The sequence below is a fragment of the Massilia atriviolacea genome (genome assembly GCF_003953935.1).
In the GTDB taxonomy this organism is placed as follows: domain Bacteria; phylum Pseudomonadota; class Gammaproteobacteria; order Burkholderiales; family Burkholderiaceae_D; genus Telluria_A; species Telluria_A atriviolacea.
The window spans coordinates 1-18,944 of sequence record NZ_RXLQ01000034.1; the positions used below are offsets into that span (position 1 = coordinate 1).

14 protein-coding genes and 4 pseudogenes are annotated in these 18,944 nt (G+C 56.9%); 15 read left to right on the top strand and 3 right to left on the bottom strand.

The features are described from left to right. Positions 1 to 387 (top strand): annotated as a pseudogene (locus EJB06_RS32770) (hypothetical protein); the annotation flags it as partial. Between the two features lie 801 nt (positions 388 to 1,188). Here EJB06_RS32770 and EJB06_RS30840 read toward each other — a convergent pair. Genes EJB06_RS30840 through EJB06_RS30850 form a run of 3 tightly spaced genes read right to left on the bottom strand, consistent with a single transcriptional unit; the run spans position 1,189 to position 2,971 of the window. Continuing rightward, entirely contained in the window at positions 1,189 to 1,836 is a 648-nt protein-coding gene (locus EJB06_RS30840) for a hypothetical protein (RefSeq protein WP_126077858.1), read from the bottom strand. Next, complete coding sequence (locus EJB06_RS30845; RefSeq protein ID WP_126077859.1) at positions 1,823 to 2,512, bottom strand: protein mobD; 690 nt, start codon at positions 2,510 to 2,512, stop codon at positions 1,823 to 1,825. Before EJB06_RS30845 ends, EJB06_RS30840 begins: the two co-directional genes overlap by 14 nt. Positions 2,513 to 2,524: 12 nt before the next feature. Next, positions 2,525 to 2,971 (bottom strand): hypothetical protein, encoded by a 447-nt coding sequence (locus EJB06_RS30850; protein ID WP_126077860.1) that lies wholly within the window; start codon positions 2,969 to 2,971, stop codon positions 2,525 to 2,527. A gap of 776 nt (positions 2,972 to 3,747) precedes the next feature. Here EJB06_RS30850 and mobA point away from each other — a divergent pair. From mobA to EJB06_RS30915, 14 genes and pseudogenes are all read left to right on the top strand, one after another. Continuing rightward, positions 3,748 to 4,050, top strand: coding sequence for a plasmid mobilization protein MobA (gene mobA / locus EJB06_RS30855; RefSeq protein WP_126077861.1), 303 nt, complete (start codon positions 3,748 to 3,750; stop codon positions 4,048 to 4,050). Between the two features lie 102 nt (positions 4,051 to 4,152). Next, the gene (locus tag EJB06_RS30860) at positions 4,153 to 4,380 is read left to right on the top strand and encodes a hypothetical protein (protein WP_126077862.1); all 228 of its coding nucleotides are present in this window, start codon (positions 4,153 to 4,155) and stop codon (positions 4,378 to 4,380) included. Then, the gene (locus tag EJB06_RS30865) at positions 4,381 to 4,590 is read left to right on the top strand and encodes a hypothetical protein (RefSeq protein ID WP_126077863.1); all 210 of its coding nucleotides are present in this window, start codon (positions 4,381 to 4,383) and stop codon (positions 4,588 to 4,590) included. Further along, positions 4,566 to 6,272 (top strand): TraI/MobA(P) family conjugative relaxase, encoded by a 1,707-nt coding sequence (gene traI / locus EJB06_RS30870; protein WP_307720494.1) that lies wholly within the window; start codon positions 4,566 to 4,568, stop codon positions 6,270 to 6,272. The genes EJB06_RS30865 and traI overlap by 25 nt, the downstream gene beginning before the upstream one ends. A 54-nt stretch (positions 6,273 to 6,326) precedes the next feature. After that, positions 6,327 to 6,782, top strand: a complete 456-nt coding sequence (locus tag EJB06_RS30875) for a DotD/TraH family lipoprotein (RefSeq protein WP_164558090.1) — start codon at positions 6,327 to 6,329, stop codon at positions 6,780 to 6,782. Between the two features lie 9 nt (positions 6,783 to 6,791). Further along, on the top strand, positions 6,792 to 7,676 hold the full coding sequence (locus EJB06_RS30880; RefSeq protein WP_229427367.1) for a type IV secretory system conjugative DNA transfer family protein: 885 nt from the start codon (positions 6,792 to 6,794) through the stop codon (positions 7,674 to 7,676). A gap of 38 nt (positions 7,677 to 7,714) precedes the next feature. Further along, a complete protein-coding gene (gene traJ, locus EJB06_RS30885) occupies positions 7,715 to 8,872 on the top strand; it encodes a plasmid transfer ATPase TraJ (protein ID WP_126077866.1) in 1,158 nt (385 codons plus the stop codon). Further along, positions 8,869 to 9,138: an IcmT/TraK family protein gene (icmT, locus tag EJB06_RS30890; RefSeq protein WP_126077867.1), complete on the top strand. Its 270-nt coding sequence runs from the start codon at positions 8,869 to 8,871 to the stop codon at positions 9,136 to 9,138. Before traJ ends, icmT begins: the two co-directional genes overlap by 4 nt. A 553-nt stretch (positions 9,139 to 9,691) precedes the next feature. Further along, complete coding sequence (locus EJB06_RS30895; protein ID WP_126077868.1) at positions 9,692 to 14,107, top strand: RHS repeat-associated core domain-containing protein; 4,416 nt, start codon at positions 9,692 to 9,694, stop codon at positions 14,105 to 14,107. After that, positions 14,095 to 14,523, top strand: a complete 429-nt coding sequence (locus tag EJB06_RS30900; RefSeq protein ID WP_126077869.1) for a hypothetical protein — start codon at positions 14,095 to 14,097, stop codon at positions 14,521 to 14,523. Before EJB06_RS30895 ends, EJB06_RS30900 begins: the two co-directional genes overlap by 13 nt. 76 nt (positions 14,524 to 14,599) lie before the next feature. Continuing rightward, positions 14,600 to 15,611: pseudogene (locus EJB06_RS33180) on the top strand (IS5 family transposase); the annotation flags it as partial. Further along, positions 15,609 to 15,986: pseudogene (locus EJB06_RS32310) on the top strand (IS66 family transposase); the annotation flags it as partial. The pseudogenes EJB06_RS33180 and EJB06_RS32310, both read left to right, overlap by 3 nt. 70 nt (positions 15,987 to 16,056) lie before the next feature. Next, a pseudogene (locus EJB06_RS30910) lies at positions 16,057 to 16,206 on the top strand (transposase domain-containing protein); the annotation flags it as partial. A 233-nt stretch (positions 16,207 to 16,439) separates the two neighbouring features. Continuing rightward, the gene (locus EJB06_RS30915; protein ID WP_126077870.1) at positions 16,440 to 18,620 is read left to right on the top strand and encodes a hypothetical protein; all 2,181 of its coding nucleotides are present in this window, start codon (positions 16,440 to 16,442) and stop codon (positions 18,618 to 18,620) included. The last annotated feature ends 324 nt before the right edge of the window (positions 18,621 to 18,944 follow it).

Consider the following 18,944-nt stretch of genomic DNA (forward strand, 5'->3'; position numbering starts at 1 on the left):
CGCTCCGCAAAGCGGCCATCTTCTCAAATTGATGTGTCAATTTTCAATCGCTGCCTGTGTCAGTTTACAACCGCTGCTGACAGCTTGCGTGCCGACGACATATGGGATTACGACACAATCATCCAGGATGTTGTAAAGCTCATCAGCACGGCGTGTGTTGTCATCTGTGACCTGTCGGGAAAGAATGCTAATGTCTTCTACGAGGCTGGCATCGCGCACACTCTTGGTAAGGAGGTGATCCTGATAGCACAACACGAATCTGACGTTCCGTTCGACCTGCGGCACATTCGATACATCAGGTATCTCCCAAACGATGAGGGACTCGCAAACTTGGTGTCGAAGGTATCAGATCGCATGCGCGAACTGGTCAATAGGCAAGCGGGGTGACCTGCACGGCAATACGCGGTGCGCACTCAAGCCAGCAACTGCGATGAGCAGCGTGGACGCCAGCTCACATCGGTTAAAGCTTGAACTCGTCGGGGCGGTCTCCGGAGACAGCGAAGAATTGCGATGTTCCGGCGGTAGTCCACCAGCATTTCGTGGCCGTCCTTAGCACACCGCTATGCGTTCTGGCCCAACATGTAGGTGTTGCTGGCGCGCGAAGGGAACGAAGTAGGCGAGTAGTGGTCTAATAGTTACGCAGTAACGATTCCAGACAGAGGAAGCTGATCATGGCCAAAAGTACAGCTGAGCGGCAGGCGGAGTACCGGGCTCGCAGAGACACCGCAGCACATGGGGATGGTGAGCGCAGATTAAATACGTGGATGAGCACCGCAGCGCATCTCGCACTGAAGCGCATCGCAAAACGTTACGGCCTAACACAGCGGGGAATGCTCGAGCAGCTAGTCCTTGCAGAGGACGAGAAAATAGTGGCCGGGTTGGACATCGAAACCCCCGAGTGGGACAGGTATTTCCGTATCGGGACCGTTAGAAGGTAACGCGAGGTTTGCATTTCGGGATTCGATGGCAAAAAGACTGTATAGCTGTCTGATACTGTTAGCCACTGGCCGGAATGCAATAGCCGCCTTGTTGACCCAGCCAGGACGATACGGCTGTAGCCATAGCGCTACGGGTGAAGGAGGGAGCGCGCGGGGAGCTAAGCCACGCAACTTGACTGAGTGTGAACTTTGTCCTGTGGCGGCAGTGTATCTATTTCAAATTGTCGTTGAATTCGTGAAGCAGCTGCTCTTAGAGTAGCGGCCAAACGAATGCGAAACCCAAGGCCGCCAGCAAGAAGCTGCGCGATAGTATACCCAACCGGTGGTGCAATTTAAGTTCGTCACGAGCGTACCAAAAGCCGGCAATGGCGGAGGTAGCGCCAATAATCACCGCGAGCCAGCCCGCCGGGGTGCGTCCTATGGTGGTAAACAGGAGTACGGCAAAGCCGTGATTGCCCGAAGGACGTGTCCAGTACGGCATATGGCCGCTTCCCAGAATGAAGCCCATCATTGTACAGAAGGCGCCAAACAGCAGCAGTCCCAGCATCGCAAAACCCCACCATTGAAACCAGAGCCCCAACCCTGCTCGCGCAGTCGCGGCTTCGCTGGCACGCACGACGGCGTCTGACATCGCTCCTAGCGCACGTTTGGTTTCTGCGTCGGCCATTGCAGCCATTAACTGGCGCTGATCGTCCAGCGACTGTTTGACGTGAGCATTGATTAGTTCAGGATACTTGCGGTACAGCGTGTCGTATGATTCCAGGGCGATCAGAACCAGCCAGAGCGCATCATTGTCGCGCAGTCCCAGCGCATTCTTGACCCGGTACAGCCGCGTCACTTCCAGCTCTGAAGGTTGCCGCCCAATTAGCTTCTCGAAAGCTTGCTCAAGATGCTCCATACAAGGCTCCACTCAGCACCTTGTGTACTTCGTGGCGCCAACGCGTGAGCTCGGCGCGATTCCCGAGCGGCAGCGTTTTCATCGCAGTACCGATGGAGAGGCGCTTGGAGTACAAATCGTCACTCACACGGTCGGCCAGGTCCGGAAAGGTGAGCGATTGCCCTCCGCTGCGTTCCACCGATGTGCGCAGTTTCGAGCCATTGTAGAGTTCGAATTTTTCTTCAGGTCCGTAGTGCCCGTTGCGTACGACATGGATCACCGAGCCTGCGAGCGCGGTCATGTAGTCGTTCAGCAGCTCCAGGCTGTCGCGTTGGCGGTTGATCACCCAGAACGTGACCAGTCTGCGGTCAAGCTCGGACAGCGTGTTGCTAAGCGTTTCGCCGTAAGCGGCGACGCCTCGGTTGTTGCGCGCGGCGGTGTTGATGATAATTGTCGATTCCGGGTGCTGGTCGCAGATATTGATCAGGTCGATCCAGCCGTTCGCTTCATCCAGATCGATGAGTTCGGCGCGAAGCTCGTTCTTGTACATTTTCCATACATCGGGATTCGACGTGTCGGTCTCAACAAGAATCGGCGTCTCGCCGTGAGCCAAGGCCGTGTCGATCGCACCGACCGACACCACGCTTTTCCCCACGCCGCCTTTGCCGCCACCGCTGATCAGAATATCCTTTGCCATCACAGCCTCCTCTTAAAGATCATCCGTGTCCTGGCGCACATCGAAACCGCTACTCCGTGCTGCATCCTCTGGAGGTGCTTGCTGCTGCTGCGGCTCCAGTGCTTTTTCAAACTTGGGCGGTGCCGACGGCGTATTCGTGCCCGACGACGGTGAGCCCGGCTTCGCTGTTGTCGCCGATACGACCGACCTCGAAGCCCTTTTTCTTCGGGCGGCTTGGTCGGTGCGTGGACGTTTGAGATAGCGCCGCAAGGTAGAAAGCGCGATCGCGATGCCTCGGGTGTTCAGTTCCTTTGCAAGCATCTCGATTGAATACCCTCGGGTCTGAAGCGACGCCAAGGAGTCAGTGAGCAGCGCGATTGCCTCACGCGAGCTTACGGATTCCTCGCTATCGAACGACGCCTTAGGTAGCGCATCCAGGGCATCCCTTACTTGCATGATTTTATGTACGCGATACTTCATCTCAGTGTCCTCGCTATGCGAACATCGGCCCACAGGAATCGATGTTGCTGCGTTCGCTCGCTGGAGTGCGATCTTGCCAGTCGGCCGATCTCCTGCGCGGTCCAGTGCATGCCGCCTTCGTCGCAGAAAAAAACAGCGTGCGGTGCCGCTGTGTGCATGAATTACCAAAATCTTGCCGGATTCCGTGACGAGATTCGTGCTGTGTCCGGTCGCGCATTCAGAGCTGGGCCGGGTGCGTTTTCTGTCTGGCGCGCATCCTGGAAATGCCGTTCTTCATCCTTACGGTTGCCGGCCTCATGCGTGCAGATGGCCACTCGGACATCTGCTTCGTGGAGCTCGGCATCAATCTGGCTTCATCGTCGTGCAAAGCCGACCGAAATCGTGGACGTCGTGGCGATCCGTCCCACCACGGCTCGCGCTCACGCGAACGGGAGATGCACAAATCTGCTCTTTCGCGAGGATATTGTCCACTGACCGAGCTGCGGCGCGGTGTCGGACGATACCGCTTTTTGACCGCCGTTCGATCCGCGTCAAGTTATATACGAATCGTCGAGTTCGCCACTTGCGGCGTGCGGTGGCAACGCCAATAATGAACCTGCTTTTCCATCTGGCGTGACAATCAGCGGGACAGGGTAGGATTTGATATACCGCCGCACGCGGCGATACATCAACCGGCCGCGCGCCACTCGTTCCACTCGCTCTGCACTGCCTATCACCCTGCTCAGGGCACAGCCCCGAGACCCGTACTGCATCGCGCCCCGCCGGAGCATCCCACTGTGAGCAACAGCGAGAAACGCCTCAAAACCGTCGTGCTGACGATTCGTGTTGCGCCGGCCGAACGCGACATGTTGCGCCAAAGGGCGGCCGACGTGAACAAGACCTTGCCCGCCTACCTGGTCGACTGCGGGCTGGGACGTCGTACCCGCACGGTTGTGAACGAAAAGATCATCAACGAACTCCGCCGACTGGGGGAGCTGCAACGCAATTTATGCAAGGAGTACAACGGTCAGCTTGGCGGCGAGTACATCGCTGTACTGCTTGAAATCGTCGCGGCCATCCGGCGGATCGGAGACGCGTGATGCTCGCCAAAGTGCCGCCGAAGCGCACGGTGAAGCAGTCGGATTTCGGCAGGCTGATCAGGTACATTTCGCAAAAAGACGATGACAAGGAGGAACCCAGCGATGAGCTCGATTCAAGCGACCGACCACGACATCTCGCGATTCTTAAGCGTGCTGGAAACCATCTCCGCTCAGCAGAAGACCATCTGCGCGGAACTCGACGAGTTAACTCTGTTGATGCTGCTGCCGTCCGAGTCCGTATTGCGGGTGTTGCAGAATATTCTTGCGCCGATGGGCCAGGACATGGAACGTCTGACGAACGAACTGAAGAACCACCTCCTGGAGGAATAGATGATCCATCTCGACGAACTATTGCCCGTACTCGAAAGAATCTCGACGCAGCAGCGGGCCATCTCGGAGCGCTTGCAGAAGTTGATCATCACTTTCAGGCAAAAGCCCGAGCCCGTCGAGCTAACCTTGCGTATCTTGCTGAAGCCGCTGCGCGAAGGGATCGACAACATCGCGGAGATCATACAATCGACGTCGAACCCGCCCAGTTGAACGATCTTCCGCAGCGCGTGCGTACCCGCTCGGGCATTGTGTGCGAACACAACTGCCTGTCGCTATCTACGGCCGCAGCCGAGATGCACGCGGTCGCTACGCAAAATGCGCGTGTCAAGGATCCGGTCTATCACGTCGTTCTCTCATGGCCTGAAGGCGAAAGTCCCTCCAACGACGAGGCATTCGCAAGCGGCGCGTACGCGATCCGAAGCGTAGGAATGGCCGGCCATCAGTACGTGTTCGCAGTGCACAGAGATACCGATCATGTGCATCTGCACATCGCAGTGAATCGGGTAAATCCGCATAGCTACCGAGCGATATACCCGGATCGCGACTATTTCAAGTTGGACCGTGCCATGCGCGAACTTGAACTGCGTTTCGGATGGCGTCACGACAAGGGGCCTTTTGCCGTCTTTGAGCGCGATGGAAATATGGTCGTCGACTGGACCCGTGCCGCGCCGGAAACCAAAGGGCACATGCCGACAGCGGCATCGGACATGGAGCGCCATGCAGGCCAGGAGAGTTTGTTTAGCTACGTCCGGGGAACACCCAGGAAGGCGGTTGTCGACGCGCTGAGAAACCCGGAGCTTACGTGGCCGATGCTGCACGCGGTGCTGGCGTTTCATGGGCTGGTGCTGCGGGAGAAGGGGCAGGGCTTTGCGGTTTACGATAACACCGGCACGAATGCTGATGCTCCCGCATTCACGCCGGTAAAGGCCAGCGATATGCATGAAGACCTCTCGAAGCTTCGCCTGGTTCGGCGGTTGGGTGCGTTCGAACCTTCCGGACCCGCGCCGATAGCCGAACGGTGCTACGACCGGTTTCGTTCGCCCCTGCGGGATCCATCCGAGCGGGACGAGCGCAGCCTGGAGCGCGCCCAGGGAAGGCGGGCACTACGCCAGCGCTACCTCGCTTATCTGTCCAATCTGAAGCTATCTCGCATCAACACGGTGGATGCAAGGAATCGCTTCATTGCATTGGGCACCGAAGCGCGCCGGCGCCGGGCGATCATTCGCGCGACTGTTCCCAACGCTAAGGAGCGAAAGATTCTATTTAGCGTTATTGCGTTCGAGACAGCACGGGAGAAAGAGCGGCTTCGCGAGGAACTGAAGCTGGAGCGGGAGTCTGGCTCCGCGCAGAATCGGGAACTGCGCCGTACGTATCGGGATTGGGTAGCGCAGCAGGCGGCGGCAGGTGATGAAGCAGCCATCAGCCAGCTGCGAGGATGGTCATGCGCCGTCAAGCGCGGGAATGGCGGGTTCTCTGGCCGCGCAACGGCAGACTACAACGGTTTCCGGGCACTTGCACCCGCGTCAGATTCAGGCTGGGTGGCGCTACCAGGCATCAGTCGCAAGGTCCGGCGAGATGGCGCTATCCGCTACCAACTACTGAACGGGAACGGTTTTTTTGACCGCGGCGACTATATCGAAATACATGGGGCAGACTTTGACAGCGCCGTGTGCCTGGCATCCCTGGTTGTGGCAACGAAAAAATACGGGGCCAATTTTCAGGCCGTAGGCACTGAAGAATTCAAAATAATGGCGAACGGCTTGAAAGAAAGCCTGGCGGATGGACCAAGCCTGTCGGCCGCCTGGGACAAGGCTGTTCGTGAAATGGCGCGGCTCCATGACGATCGACGGCGCGCTGCATTCAAACGACGTCGGATCCTTGATATGCCTTAACAGGCTCGTTGATTTTGTATCGTAGTATAAATGCAAAATATGGAGGGTTCTGCGATGATGAAGCACTGTCTTCACTATGTAGTCGTCAGCTGGTGGCTCGCCGGTTGCTCTTCCCCCGTCATTCTGACGCCCAACGACGCGGACGCCATGGTCGACCAGCGTATCCTCGACGCTGCACGGAAAATAGAATCGGCTCAGCTTCACCTTTATCGATCGGCCACGCTGGATGAGCGGGCAAGGAGGCCGAAGGCCGTGGTTTACAGCAGTGCTGGACGTGTCACGATTTCGTGGAAAGGCGATGCATCTCAACTCCTAAGCCGCCTGGCGAGCGACTGCGGGTTGAAGTTCACCCAGATGGGTGTACGGATGCCGCTGCCTGTCGCTATCGATGTAAGGGACGAACCGTTGCCGGCTGTACTTGACCAGATTCGTTTGCAGGTCGGATATCGGGCGGTTGTCGAGCAGAACGTGAATGTGCTCGTCCTGCATTACGGCCGGCCGCAGTCCTAGGAGCCAGCCATGAAGATCCTCCTGGCTGGCACGCTGATTGCCATCGTACCTCTGTCCGTGCCTGCGGTTGAGAAGCTCGCGAAGAATATTGATGCTTCCGCTCAGCGCAATTCGACGGGAGCGCAGGCGCCGGCAACGCTCGACTCCCTGCTTGCCCCATTCTCTCCGGTCATCACTGGCGTCAGCAATCTTCGCTCGCAAATGCTGACGGAGGCGGGGAAAACAGTTGGCTTCAGGGGTGGGATGGCAGCTCGCTCCGGCGTAATCGCCAACAGCTTGCAAATGCGCGCCGATAGTCTCGACAAGATGTTTCAGTTCTCGTCGCTCGTCAACACGAATGGGATTGTTCCGCCGGTGATCGTCCAGGCCCGCGATGTGGCAGCGTTCTCGCCCGATCAAGTCAGGACCGCGAGCCATGTGTATCGGATCGAGAGAGAAGAGCGCTTTGTCAGCGTGCCTCCCAGCTGGCGCGACTATCTGTTTGCGGGCTTGCCGGTCAACCGCAAGGTCGACCTTCCCGTAGTTGAAGCCCGGCCTCAGGATGGGAACGAGACAGCGGTCTGGCAACTAGCCGTGCGCTCCGGTTGGGACGAGGGAACGAGGCAGGCGGACGCTATCCTGGACGCTAACTTCAACCGCCTGACGCGCGATTACACGGGCATGCTTCTGTACTCATCGCTTCTGAAGCAGGGGATGATCTCCAGGCCGCGTGTTGCCGAGCTCGCCCAGACAGTCACCGGCGACAGCAAGCAGATCATGATCGGCGATACGTTGCGCCGTCTGACGGGGAGGGCGCTCTTTGACACGGATTATCGAAACTGGCAGCCTGCCATTACTTATTACCCGGAACCGCCTGGTGTCGCCGATACCGTCTCGATGCCGGACGCGCGTTAAGCGCGCGCCGGTGACGCCTATTTTGATCCTTGGCCATCATGACCGATCACCTGTTCGATGCATTCGATTTCTGCGGTGATTTCAGTCCGCAGACCTTCAAGCGATTTCTAAAATATTGTGCGGATTGCGGCGCCTCCGACATCCTCGTGCAGGGAGGCGACTTCATGTGGGTTGAGATCAACGGCAGGCAGCGGCGCGCCAGCACGCACACTATCAAGCAAGGACAGTTGTCGGCGCTCATCGGGACTGTGTGGCAGGCGGAGGTCGAAAGTAACATTCGCGCTGGTTCAGGGGTGGACCGCTCGCTCGAATTGTCGGGCGAGGACGTTGGCCTTGAGCGGGGAAAGATCATTCGCTTTCGATGCAACTTCGTTCAGGCCAGGGTGGCGCGGATGGACGAGGCTTACTCGATAACGATGCGAGTCATTCCAACGGAACTGCCGGATCTCCTGACGATGGACATTGAAACTGAACTCTTCGAAGGTTTTTTCCCTGGAATGGGGCTGGTTCTGGTATGTGGACCGACTGGCTCCGGCAAGACGACCTTGCAGGCGGCAGTGTACGCGTATGCGGGTCGAGAGATGCCTGACCGGAAAGTAATCACGTACGAGGATCCGATCGAGTTCATTTTAGGTGGCGCTCACTGGAAGGGGCCCCAACCTGCCCAGTCGCAGATAGGCCGCGACATTCAGAGCTTTGCGCTTGGTCTGAGAAATGCGATGAGGCGCAAGCCGAGCATCATCGGCATCGGCGAAGCACGCGACCTGGAAACCGTCGATGCGATGATCGAGGCCGGGCTGACCGGGCATCTCTGCTACGCAACCGTTCACACGGAATCCGTTGCGGAGACAGTCAATCGAATCATCCAGGTTTATCCCCCCGCTCAACAAGCTGCGGTGGCATCCCGGCTGATTGGTGCGCTGCGGGTGATTGTCGTTCAACGCTTGCTGAAAACCGTCGATGGCAAGCGCCAGGCCGTTCGGGAATTTGTGGTATTCGACCGGGATCTTCGGAACCGTCTGCAGGGTGTTCCCTACGAACAGTGGGCACCGACACTTCGGCGCGAGCTGGAGTCTCACCATCGCACTCTCGACGACCAGGCATGGGATCTTTTTTGTGAACAGAGAATTGGTGAGGACGAGTTTGTTGAATTGGCCGGGACCAAGGCACTTCGTAGCCGCACGGAGCACGTATGAGTATATCCATCTGGCGCCACGCGAGCGCTGTACCAACGTTGTTGAAGATTCCGTGTACAGCGTATCTGCCAGTGTTCATCTGGCTGTTCCACATGCGCTGGTGGACACTCTGGGGTTCGATCGGTGTGATTGTGTTCTTTGCTGTTCTTGCGAGGTTTGGGCTGACGTTCAAGGTGCTTCTCGCAAAGCTTCTACATGTGCTGAGAGGCTCCCGAATCCACTCGCGACCATGGTGGTATCGAAACCGCTTCCAGGACAGGTGGTGAGGAGTTGGCTGCGCTGTCAGCACGCAGCGGCTTCTACGCGAGCATAAGTGCGCGCCAAATGCGCAGCCGTCATTGATGCGATATATCCGCAGTTAGCCCGTTCGCTCGTCTCGCGACACGCAAGTCTTTCCACTTGATATTGAAATGGCGAATCTCACAAACGACGGCGCGCTGCGTCCCTAGCGGACTTTTCTGGCCGCTCATTAATGCTGCTTGGCAGCCTTGAAGAAGGTGCACAGGGCACGCGGCCCTGGCAACTGACAATGCGATCCAAACATCGATTCGATTAATCGCCTGTTCTCTTTTGCTCGGCCGGCAGCACCTGCATTCAAGGTGGAACCGCACTTTTTCTGCTGCTCGCAGACCGCGCCGAAGCGCTTCCCCGCAAGCCTGACTACGGCTGATATCAGCACGACGAAATATGTTCAGGAAGAGGAATGGGTGACAGCAATTCAGATACTTGACCCGTCGAATTTGTTGCTTCGACGAGATTAGTAGATTCCGCCGGCTATGGCCTGGACGGCCGCTTTTCCTACCTAACCTTGGGACCATAATGAAAACGATAAACCACGTTCTCTTCCTGCCGCTTCTGCTATGTGCACAAGCCGCATTCGCTGTTGCACCGGAATCCATTTCGAATATGAACATCAATACTGATACGGGATATCAGGCGCACGTGGCAGGTGTCTTACAGTCCATAACAGGCCCCGACGGAATACAGCAGGTTACCGTCGCTGGACAAAGGGAAGTCGGTGAGGCCTCACCGATTCCCCAGCGCTTCGTGCATGACTTTCCCACCTCGGTTTCGTTCAGCGGCACCATCAGCTCGAATGAGAACGACGCGCCACTCAAGTCTGCGCCTCCTTCACCTGGCAACAAGAACAAGGAACCGGAAGACCTGGCATGCAAATCTACGGCCCACCCTGTCGTGATTGCCACCGGAGAAAAACACAAAGCTGAAGCGGACTTCCGATCAAACGGCCTTTACGGCCTTTCCCTGACGCGTACCTACCGCAGTATGCATGGCGAAGGCGGCCTGTTCGGCAAGCGCTGGCTGTCCTCGCTCGACCCGCAGCGACTTGAGTGGGGTGATCCTTTTATACCTCAGCCAAATTGGCACATCATACCGAAGACGATTACCCACGTTGACGAGAACGGCACGACGGTGCTGTACAAGTACGTGCGGGCCGGGCCGGAGACAGGGGGCGATGAGGGCGGCACTCCCAAGCCGAAGCAAACCCTTGGTCAGGCCGGAAAACCGACCGACCAGCCCACAAAAAGCATCCTCGCGCCGCGGCGTCCGGAGGTGTATTACTACGCCGAAGGAAACGGTTCGGATCCCGATGACGAGCTGGCATATTACCCAGGAGAGCGAGCCTACATCAACAAGAACAAAAAAAAGTATGCGTTCAGTTCGCTGGGACAGGTCGAATACATTGGCGACCAGGCCGGTCTTGACTTGCGCCGATATACCTACAATCCGGCCCCGGACCGGAACCTGGCCAAGCTGGCCTCGATCAAGAACGCTGCGGGGCAGGTCGTCTATTTCACGTGGGGCGCCAACGGGCTTGTCTCAAGCGTCAGGGACACCAACAACAATGTCTGGAACTACGAATACAACGACAAGGGGATGCTTGCAAAGGTCATCTCGCCTGGTGCCAACCCCGACGTGCGCGAGTACCATTACGAAGCCGGCGATCCGATCCTGCTGACCGGCATCACGATCGGCGGCAAACGCTACTCCACCTACAGCTACCATCCCGACCGCCGCGTGCACGTCAGCGCGCTAGCGGGCAACGAGGAACGGGACGTCATCAATTACGGCGACATGCTTACCGTAGTCACGAACGCACAAGGGCAGGAGACGCGCTACCGGTACGTGAGCGTCGGTGGCGAATTGAAGATCAGTACAATCGAGCGTACCGGCACTGCGACCTGTCCGCGTGCCAGCGCAGAAACCAAGTACGACGTTTACGGCTACGTTGCCAGCACCACGGACTGGCGCGGTGTGACGACAACTTATAACTATAACGAGAGAGGGTATCTGCAAGAGAAAAGAATGGCGTTCGGGACGCCCGACGAGATCGTCACCAGGCATACCTGGGTCAATGGCCAGCTTGTCGAAACAATCTACGAAGGCGCCGGCGGCGACAGATATGCCAGCATTACCTATGCATATCATTCAGTCGACAAGGCAGCGGGCCGCATCGCGGAAACGACAATCACCGATCTGAAGACAGGCAGGCAGCGCGTGACACGCTTCGGATACGGTTTTCATCCTTCCGGCACGCTGGGGGAGCTGGTCACCATCCAGCTAGTGGGAGGCAGGGAGCTGCGATCACGCGCGCAGTACGACGCCTATGGCAGGGTCAGCGCGATCATCAATCCGCTCGGGCAGACTACTTTTTTTTCCGACTACACTGGACTTGGCGCTCCACGCACGATCATCGACATCAACGGCGTCGCCACGAGCTACACGTACAACCCGAACGGGACGGTGGAAGCGGTGACCCAGCCCGGCAACCGCGTCACTCGCTACACCTACAATAGCGCGCGCCTCCCGACGATTATCAGCCATCCCGAGGGCGCCATCAACCGCTTCGTGTACACCGATTCCGGGCGCCTCGCTGGTGCTGGCAATGCCCAGCATCAGTATGCCAACTGGACGTACGACGTCGCCGGTAATTCGATGCGCAGCGCGTCTGCGCGGCATGTTCCGTTGGCAGCAGCGGGCGGCCCCGTTGGGTCGGCCAACGGCCAATTCAGCAGCCTGACCTTGTTCGATTCCCTCGGGCGACCCTATCAGAAAATCAATAGCAAGAGCGAGAGGGAAGACATTCGCTATGATGCCAACGGCAATATCGAGGCGCAATACGGTGGCGACGGCAAGGGCACGTTTCATGAATACGACTTTCAAAACCGGCGCGTGAAAACCACGGCGACTGATGGCGGGATCACTCGCTTCGAATACGACCTGGCCGGGAGGCTGGCAGCGGTCACCGACCCGCGTGGCATCAGGACGGCTTATGCCTACAACGGCTTTGGCGATGTCACCGGCATTGCCAGCGCCGACCGTGGGGCGACAACCTTTGACCACGATGATCTCGGTCGCGTGACGTCCGAAACATGGGCCGACGGCAAGGTCGTGACCTACGGCCTGGATGACTTGGGACGCACGCGCTGGCGCCGCATTGGCATCGGCACCGAGTTCTTTAACTACGACGAGGGCAGTTTCGGCAAGGGGCGCCTGACCAGCATAGTCGACGCGACCGGTCGCACCGACTATGGGTACGACGCTGCCGGCCGGATCATCAGTCAACGCAATGATATCTATGGCGTGAAGTTCGCGACCTGGTGGGGATATGATGCCGCCGGACGCAAAAGCGCCATGTCCACTTCGGCCGGTTTCGGCGTCGGCTATGACTACGATGCCTACGGGCGCCTTTGGCGAGTGCGCAGTACGCTAAGCGGCAAGTGGGCTACATTGGCCAATGGCTTCATTTACCAGCCTGCCACCGACATCATGTACGGCTGGCGGTTCGGCAATGGCCTGCCGCGCATGCTCACGTTCGATCAGGATGCGCGCCTGGATCAGATCGCTACGCCTGGTGTGCACGACCTGGGATTCGATTACCATCCCAGAGGGACGATTTCGAAGATCAGCGACGCTGTTTTCCCTGAACTGACTATTAACTATGGCTACGATGATGGAGGCCGGGTTTCAACCGCAACCCGTGGCGGGGATAACCAGTATTTCGCGTGGGACGATGCGGGCAACCGGATCAAGCACAGCCGCGAACTCCAGGGCGAATTCAGCTACGGGCTCTATGCGAGCACCAACCGCCTCCATCACTGGGCCGGCAGCGGGCAATCCCGCAGGTTCGAGTACGACGCGTTCGGGAACGTGAGCGCCGAGTACCGCCACAACGGCAACCGGAAATACACCTACGACGCGTTCAACAGAATGAATGGCGCTTGGGTCAACGGCGCCCAGGTCGGAGACTATCGCATCAACGCATTGAACCAACGCGTCCTGAAGATATCAAACGGAGTCGGTGTGAGAGCGATTTACGGCCCGGATGGTGAACTGATGGCGGAAGTCGGACCGACCACGACGCACTATGTCTGGCTTGGCGGGCAGCTGCTTGGGATTGCGCGCAACGGCCAATTTTATGCCAGTCATAACGACCAGGTTGGCCGTCCTGAAGCGCTGACCAATGCTGACGGGGGAAAAGTTTGGCGTGCAGCTAACGCTGCTTTTGACCGGCGTGTCATCGTCGATACCATTGGCGGCTTGAATGTGGGGTTCCCAGGGCAATATCTTGATGGAGAGACTGGGCTTTGGTACAACGGTCACCGCTACTACGATCCCGTTCTTGGCCGGTACCTGCAGAGTGATCCGATGCAGAGCGGCGGCGGGGTCAACACCTATGCCTACGCGAACGGAAATCCTTTGTCATACATTGATCCGCTGGGGCTCTTCGAATGGCCCGCACTTCCGCAGGGCGTGGTGGATTTCTCTGCCGGAATGGGCGATACCATTCTCTTCGGGCAAGGGCAGTTGTTGCGTGATGTCTTCAATATTAGCGGAGGAATTGATATGTGCTCTTCGGCGTATAGTAATGGTGAATGGGCCGGGCTAGCCGTCAGTGCCTCGGCCGGCCTAGCTGGAGGCGTTCGAGCTGCAGGAACTGCGGGTGTCGGCAAGGAGTTCTCACACTGGTTCCCTACACGTATGGGCGGACCGAGATCAATTTGGAACGGGAATTACGTTTCTATAACGACACACGCACGATCTGATCCTTACCGCCGCCAGTTTATGCCGAGAACATGGAAAGATGCCAACCCTTCGATGAGTACTGCCATGTCTCAATGGATTCGTTTCCCGAACGTCTATAAAGGCAGCATGGCAGGCACAGGGTACGGTGCTGCCGGAGCGGGCATGGCGGGATGCGAATGTCCGCGCTGATTGATATGCTGAGGTCCTTATTTCGGCCGAGCGCTGGGCTGTCTCCGCTGGAGGCAAGTATTTTCGATGCGGTACATGAGCAGCTTCCACCTCAAGATGCGGAACTATGGAGAAAACAGCTGGAAGCTGTCAATAAAATTTACCGCAGCCCTACTGAACGCGAAATCAATCTTTATGTTATTCGAAATGGAAAATCAAATTTTCCTCGCGAATTATGTTTTGCAAATGAAGAGGAGTTCAAGATTGCGGTAGTTGATTTGACAGCGGGGGATAATGAGGGAAAACTGCGAGCCAGAGTCTGGTGTGTAAATGGACATGTATTCTCAATTGAATACAAGACCTCATTCAAAGTTTTTGAGGAAATGGCCCAAGGAAAATGGCGATGCAAGTGCAAGATTCTAAATTATCCTTCCTGATGACAAGCATGGGCACCTCGAAAAAACCACCCCGTCGACGGCATGATAACGAACCTGCGATTCTGACTCTCTCCTCATGATTAAAACCAGTCTGTTTGCCGATCAGGAGCGAGAAGCGAAGCTGATCAAGCTGGGCGATGTACTGCGGGTGATGGAGCAGCACGTTGACTTCGCCGCGTTGGCCGATGAGGTCGAGCGTGCGGTGCCGCGCCCCAGTCGCGACCGCAGCCGCCGCCCCCCGTTTCCGACCGAACTAGTGGTTCGCGTCTTACTGATCCAGCAGTTGTTCAACCTGAGCGACGAGCGGATGGATTCCAGTTGCTCGACCGCCTGAGCTTCCAGCGCTTCGTCGGGCTGCGCTCAAGCAGCCAGATACCGCACCGGACGACGATCTGGACGTTCAAGGAACGCCTGATCCAGGCTGGGGCCAGCGAAAGCATCTTCAAGGCTGTGAGCCGGGAGCTGAGTAAACACGGTTACATCGCGCGCGGCGGGCAGATGGTGAACGCGAGCATCGTGCAGGCGCCGAAGCAGGCGCTGAGCAAGAGCGAGAAGGCGCTGGGGAAGGAAAACGCCATGCCATCGAATGGGAGCCTGCCAAGCGTCGGCAGAAGGACGTGGACGCGCACTGGACCAAGAAGCACGGCAAGTCCTACTTTGGCTACAAGGTCTCGGCCAACGCCGATAAGCGCTACAAGCTGGTACGCAAGATCAAGGTGAGCCCGGCCAGCGAGCACGACACGCTGCACTTTGAATACGTGCTCGATCCGGCCAACACGAACCGCAATATCATGGCCGACAAGGGCTACGTTAACGGCGAGCGCGACGAGCGCCTAAGCAAACAGGGCTGGCGCGTGCGCATCCAGCGCAAAGGAAGCAAGGACAAGCCGATCTAGGCAGCGCAGGAGCGGCGCAACAAGCGCATCGCCAAGACTCGCGCCCGCATCGAGCATATGTTTGCCGGCATGGCGCAGTTGGGCGGCAAGGCAGTGCGCACCATCGGTCTGGCGCGCGCGACGCTTCAGCTCAATTGGAAAGTGGCTGCATGCAATCTGCGGCGTCTGGTCTACTTGAAGGAGGCCAGGGTGGCCGACCTGCACGCTTGGCTGCTGGCGTCCCAGCGCAGCGTCGCTGTCGGCAGCGGAACGGCCAAGGCCATCGAGCATGCCCTCAAGCGCTGGCCGGCGATGCAGCGCTATGCCAGCTCGGGCAGCCTGCCGATCGACAATACCCCGGTCGAGAACGCTATACGTCCCATTGCCATCGGCAAGAAGAACTGGCTGTTTGCCGGCTCCGAGCGGGCGGGCCGCCGCGCCGCCGCCATCCTGCGCCTGTTCGCAACCGCCAAGCTCAATGGCCTGGACCCAGCGCGCTGGTTGGCCGACACCCTCGAAAAACTGCCTACCTGCCCCAACAGCAAGATCGATTCGCTGCTATCGTTCGCATACTCTACACAGTGCTAAGTGCCAATGGAAGGTGGGCGGGCTGGATGCTTACGATCGCTCGCGCTGAAAAATTCCTCAATTGATCAGCGCTTCCNCCATCCTGCGCCTGTTCGCAACCGCCAAGCTCAATGGCCTGGACCCAGCGCGCTGGTTGGCCGACACCCTCGAAAAACTGCCTACCTGCCCCAACAGCAAGATCGATTCGCTGCTATCGTTCGCATACTCTACACAGTGCTAAGTGCCAATGGAAGGTGGGCGGGCTGGATGCTTACGATCGCTCGCGCTGAAAAATTCCTCAATTGATCAGCGCTTCCTTAGAATATGCTCTATGTGCTGTACTGACGGGAATACGCTCTCCAGAGGCGGGTGAATCCATCATAAAATTCTGTCTAATACATTTACCGGCGCTTAACGTCGTTGCAGACTCGCCCCTTGACATGCCCAGCGCAACGTTTTAAGAACCAAGTACGGATGAACGAATTGAATAACACAGAGATTTATCACCAACTACACAAATCCAAAGAGCCCATCGCATTGACGGCGAAATTGGCATCATCCCGAGCGACAAAGGCCAAACGAACGGAAGTGCAGGAGGTAGTAGCGGCACTAACTTTAGCGATCAAACGCCATAAAACGGGGACGGCTTTATCTTCGGCCCGTACGTTGCTAGTTTTGCAAGGTGCGGATGCTGCTATGGCGACTGTCAAGAGGTTTGGAGTGTTTCGCCCTTCGACTTACGAATTTAAGGCGCCGTCCGCTTTAAAGGTGCTCCAGGACTGGATCAGCCAAGCAGCGATATACAACTTAAGCAGCGATGATGTCAATTATCTGACATCGACACAAGCGCTTTGGTGCTTGGCGTCGGGCATCCATGCGTTGTCGCAGTCGATTCTCTCACGCCTTCGCAAACTGGATGCGTTCGTCATTAAGACCTTACTGGCGGAAGTCGATTACGCTTTCACCTATGGGCGGGACGAGCGTAACGAACGGTACAATATAACGGATTTGGACAATCCGGAAGAGATGTCCGAGGCATTTTCGTATTTGCTTCACCAGTTCCACCAACACATCGGACTAAAGAAGAAGCATTTCGGCGCACTGGAAGACCAAGCTGGTTACTCTCCCAAATATCTGGAATTGTTGAGCGATGCAGCCAAAATATGCCGGTACCGCGCCGCAGAAGTGCTGCTGGAAGCTTTTCCATACACCGCGCAAGAGGATGCGCTTGGCGCGCGAATCCGCGCGATCGATCCACTACTGGAAAAATCTTTGCGTCTTGGCTATATTCAGGCTCAGATGCAAAGCAACATTCGCCGCGCGGAAGCGACGGCGGCCTTCCAGCCAGGGCATAATCCGAACTCGATCGTCCACTATGCCGAGCAGCTTTTCCAAGAGTACGGCGACCAGATGTTCGAATTGGCAGAGTACCCTGCCCGGCGATATCGATTGGTGCTGCCGAAGATTGACGCGAGCAACCGTTTCTTTAGTGATAACCACACCTTCATCGAAGATGAAGTCACTATCGAGATGTTAGCCATTGAGGATTACATCGCCCCAAAAAACGTCATCCACGCCAATGTGATCAATTACATCACGGTACTCGACATTTTGAAGCTTCAACGCTTCTTTATGTTCCTACATGTTGGGTTGCGTCACACGATTGAACGGCACCGTCCTTACTCGGAAATGGACGGTCTCTACATGGCATCGTGTTTGCCTGTGTTCAGGCGCGAGAACCTGATTGAAGCGCTGACGCCGATCATTGGGCCCAACGTGGAAGCGTTACTCGATTTGCTCACATGTGATTTGCAGGCCGATTACATTGACCTACAGTACGCACCGATCATCGAAGCAGACGGCTGCTACATGCTTTCCATGGCTGTGCTAGCTAATTCGAATCTCGTGCGCAACCTGTTGTGCCGAAATAACCGTCGATTGACGCTTGGGCCGAATCAGGAGGAAGACCCAATGCAATCGAGCCTGAAGAGAGCGCTGATAACAGCAGGATTCTTGGTGCAGGAAGAGTTCAAGCTTAAGTCGGGTGGGCAAAACAAATTCGAGGTGGATTTGCTTGCCTATAAAGATGGACATTTGTTCCTGTTCGAGTGCAAAAACGCGTATCACCCCTGCAATGTCTATGAGAGCCGCAATAGCTACGACCACATCGTCAAGGCGGGTGGCCAGCTAGGATTGCGTCGGACCTGGATCTCTGATCTGGCCAATCAGCAACGCGTCTTAGATAAGCTGTCTTGGAAGGTCACCGCGTCCAATGACGTGCATACTTGCATTGCCACAGGCAATCGCGTCTTCCACGGCTTCGCATCCGAAGGACATCCTGTGCGCCAAGTCCACGAGATGATCAATATGCTGGTGCGCGGGTACAGCCAATTTAGCGGTATGCTTGGCACTGCACGGGTTCGGCTCTGGCGCGATAAGACTTTCGGTGTTAGCGATTTCTGTGCGTATCTAAATGGCACCACCACGGTGGCGGATATGTTAGGTGCCATGCAGCCCAACATGACCGTGACGCGGATCGGCTCGAAGGCGCTGATGGCCCACACTTTTACGATGGACATGCTCAGGCTCCGAGAGATTTCCCTCTCTCGCTATCCGTGCATTGACGATCATGGCAATGTCATCAGCGGGTCCTAAACATTGGACGCGGTGGTCTTTTTAGACGAATTAGGGGCTTGAGTGGAAGCTCATCGGCGATTCGCCCTTTTCAGATTGCCGATGATTTCCCGTGTCTTCATTCGGACGCTAAGACGATGACCAAGGCATTGCAAGTCGATGCTGACATTTTCACCAGTATTTGCTGATGAATTGTCCAAAAATTGTCGGTCTGTTGATTTGCGCTCAAAATTGGCCTGACTGCCCCACAGATTTTCATTCGGATCTTACCCACGTTGATAGCACAATTTAACCTGTCTCATCGGCAGGAGTGAGGTAACCTGAGTTCCGTGGACACTTCCATTT

Excerpts from the sequence above, each read along its gene's own strand:
- icmT (WP_126077867.1), top strand. The coding sequence starts at position 8,869 with ATGAGTATATCCATCTGGCGCCACGCGAGCGCTGTACCAACGTTGTTG.
- EJB06_RS30840 (WP_126077858.1), bottom strand. The coding sequence starts at position 1,836 with ATGGAGCATCTTGAGCAAGCTTTCGAGAAGCTAATTGGGCGGCAACCT.
- EJB06_RS30915 (WP_126077870.1), top strand. The coding sequence starts at position 16,440 with ATGAACGAATTGAATAACACAGAGATTTATCACCAACTACACAAATCC.
- EJB06_RS30860 (WP_126077862.1), top strand. The coding sequence starts at position 4,153 with ATGAGCTCGATTCAAGCGACCGACCACGACATCTCGCGATTCTTAAGC.
- EJB06_RS30845 (WP_126077859.1), bottom strand. The coding sequence starts at position 2,512 with ATGGCAAAGGATATTCTGATCAGCGGTGGCGGCAAAGGCGGCGTGGGG.
- traJ (WP_126077866.1), top strand. The coding sequence starts at position 7,715 with ATGACCGATCACCTGTTCGATGCATTCGATTTCTGCGGTGATTTCAGT.
- EJB06_RS30895 (WP_126077868.1), top strand. The coding sequence starts at position 9,692 with ATGAAAACGATAAACCACGTTCTCTTCCTGCCGCTTCTGCTATGTGCA.
- EJB06_RS30875 (WP_164558090.1), top strand. The coding sequence starts at position 6,327 with ATGATGAAGCACTGTCTTCACTATGTAGTCGTCAGCTGGTGGCTCGCC.
- EJB06_RS30850 (WP_126077860.1), bottom strand. The coding sequence starts at position 2,971 with ATGAAGTATCGCGTACATAAAATCATGCAAGTAAGGGATGCCCTGGAT.
- EJB06_RS30865 (WP_126077863.1), top strand. The coding sequence starts at position 4,381 with ATGATCCATCTCGACGAACTATTGCCCGTACTCGAAAGAATCTCGACG.
- EJB06_RS30900 (WP_126077869.1), top strand. The coding sequence starts at position 14,095 with ATGTCCGCGCTGATTGATATGCTGAGGTCCTTATTTCGGCCGAGCGCT.
- EJB06_RS30880 (WP_229427367.1), top strand. The coding sequence starts at position 6,792 with ATGAAGATCCTCCTGGCTGGCACGCTGATTGCCATCGTACCTCTGTCC.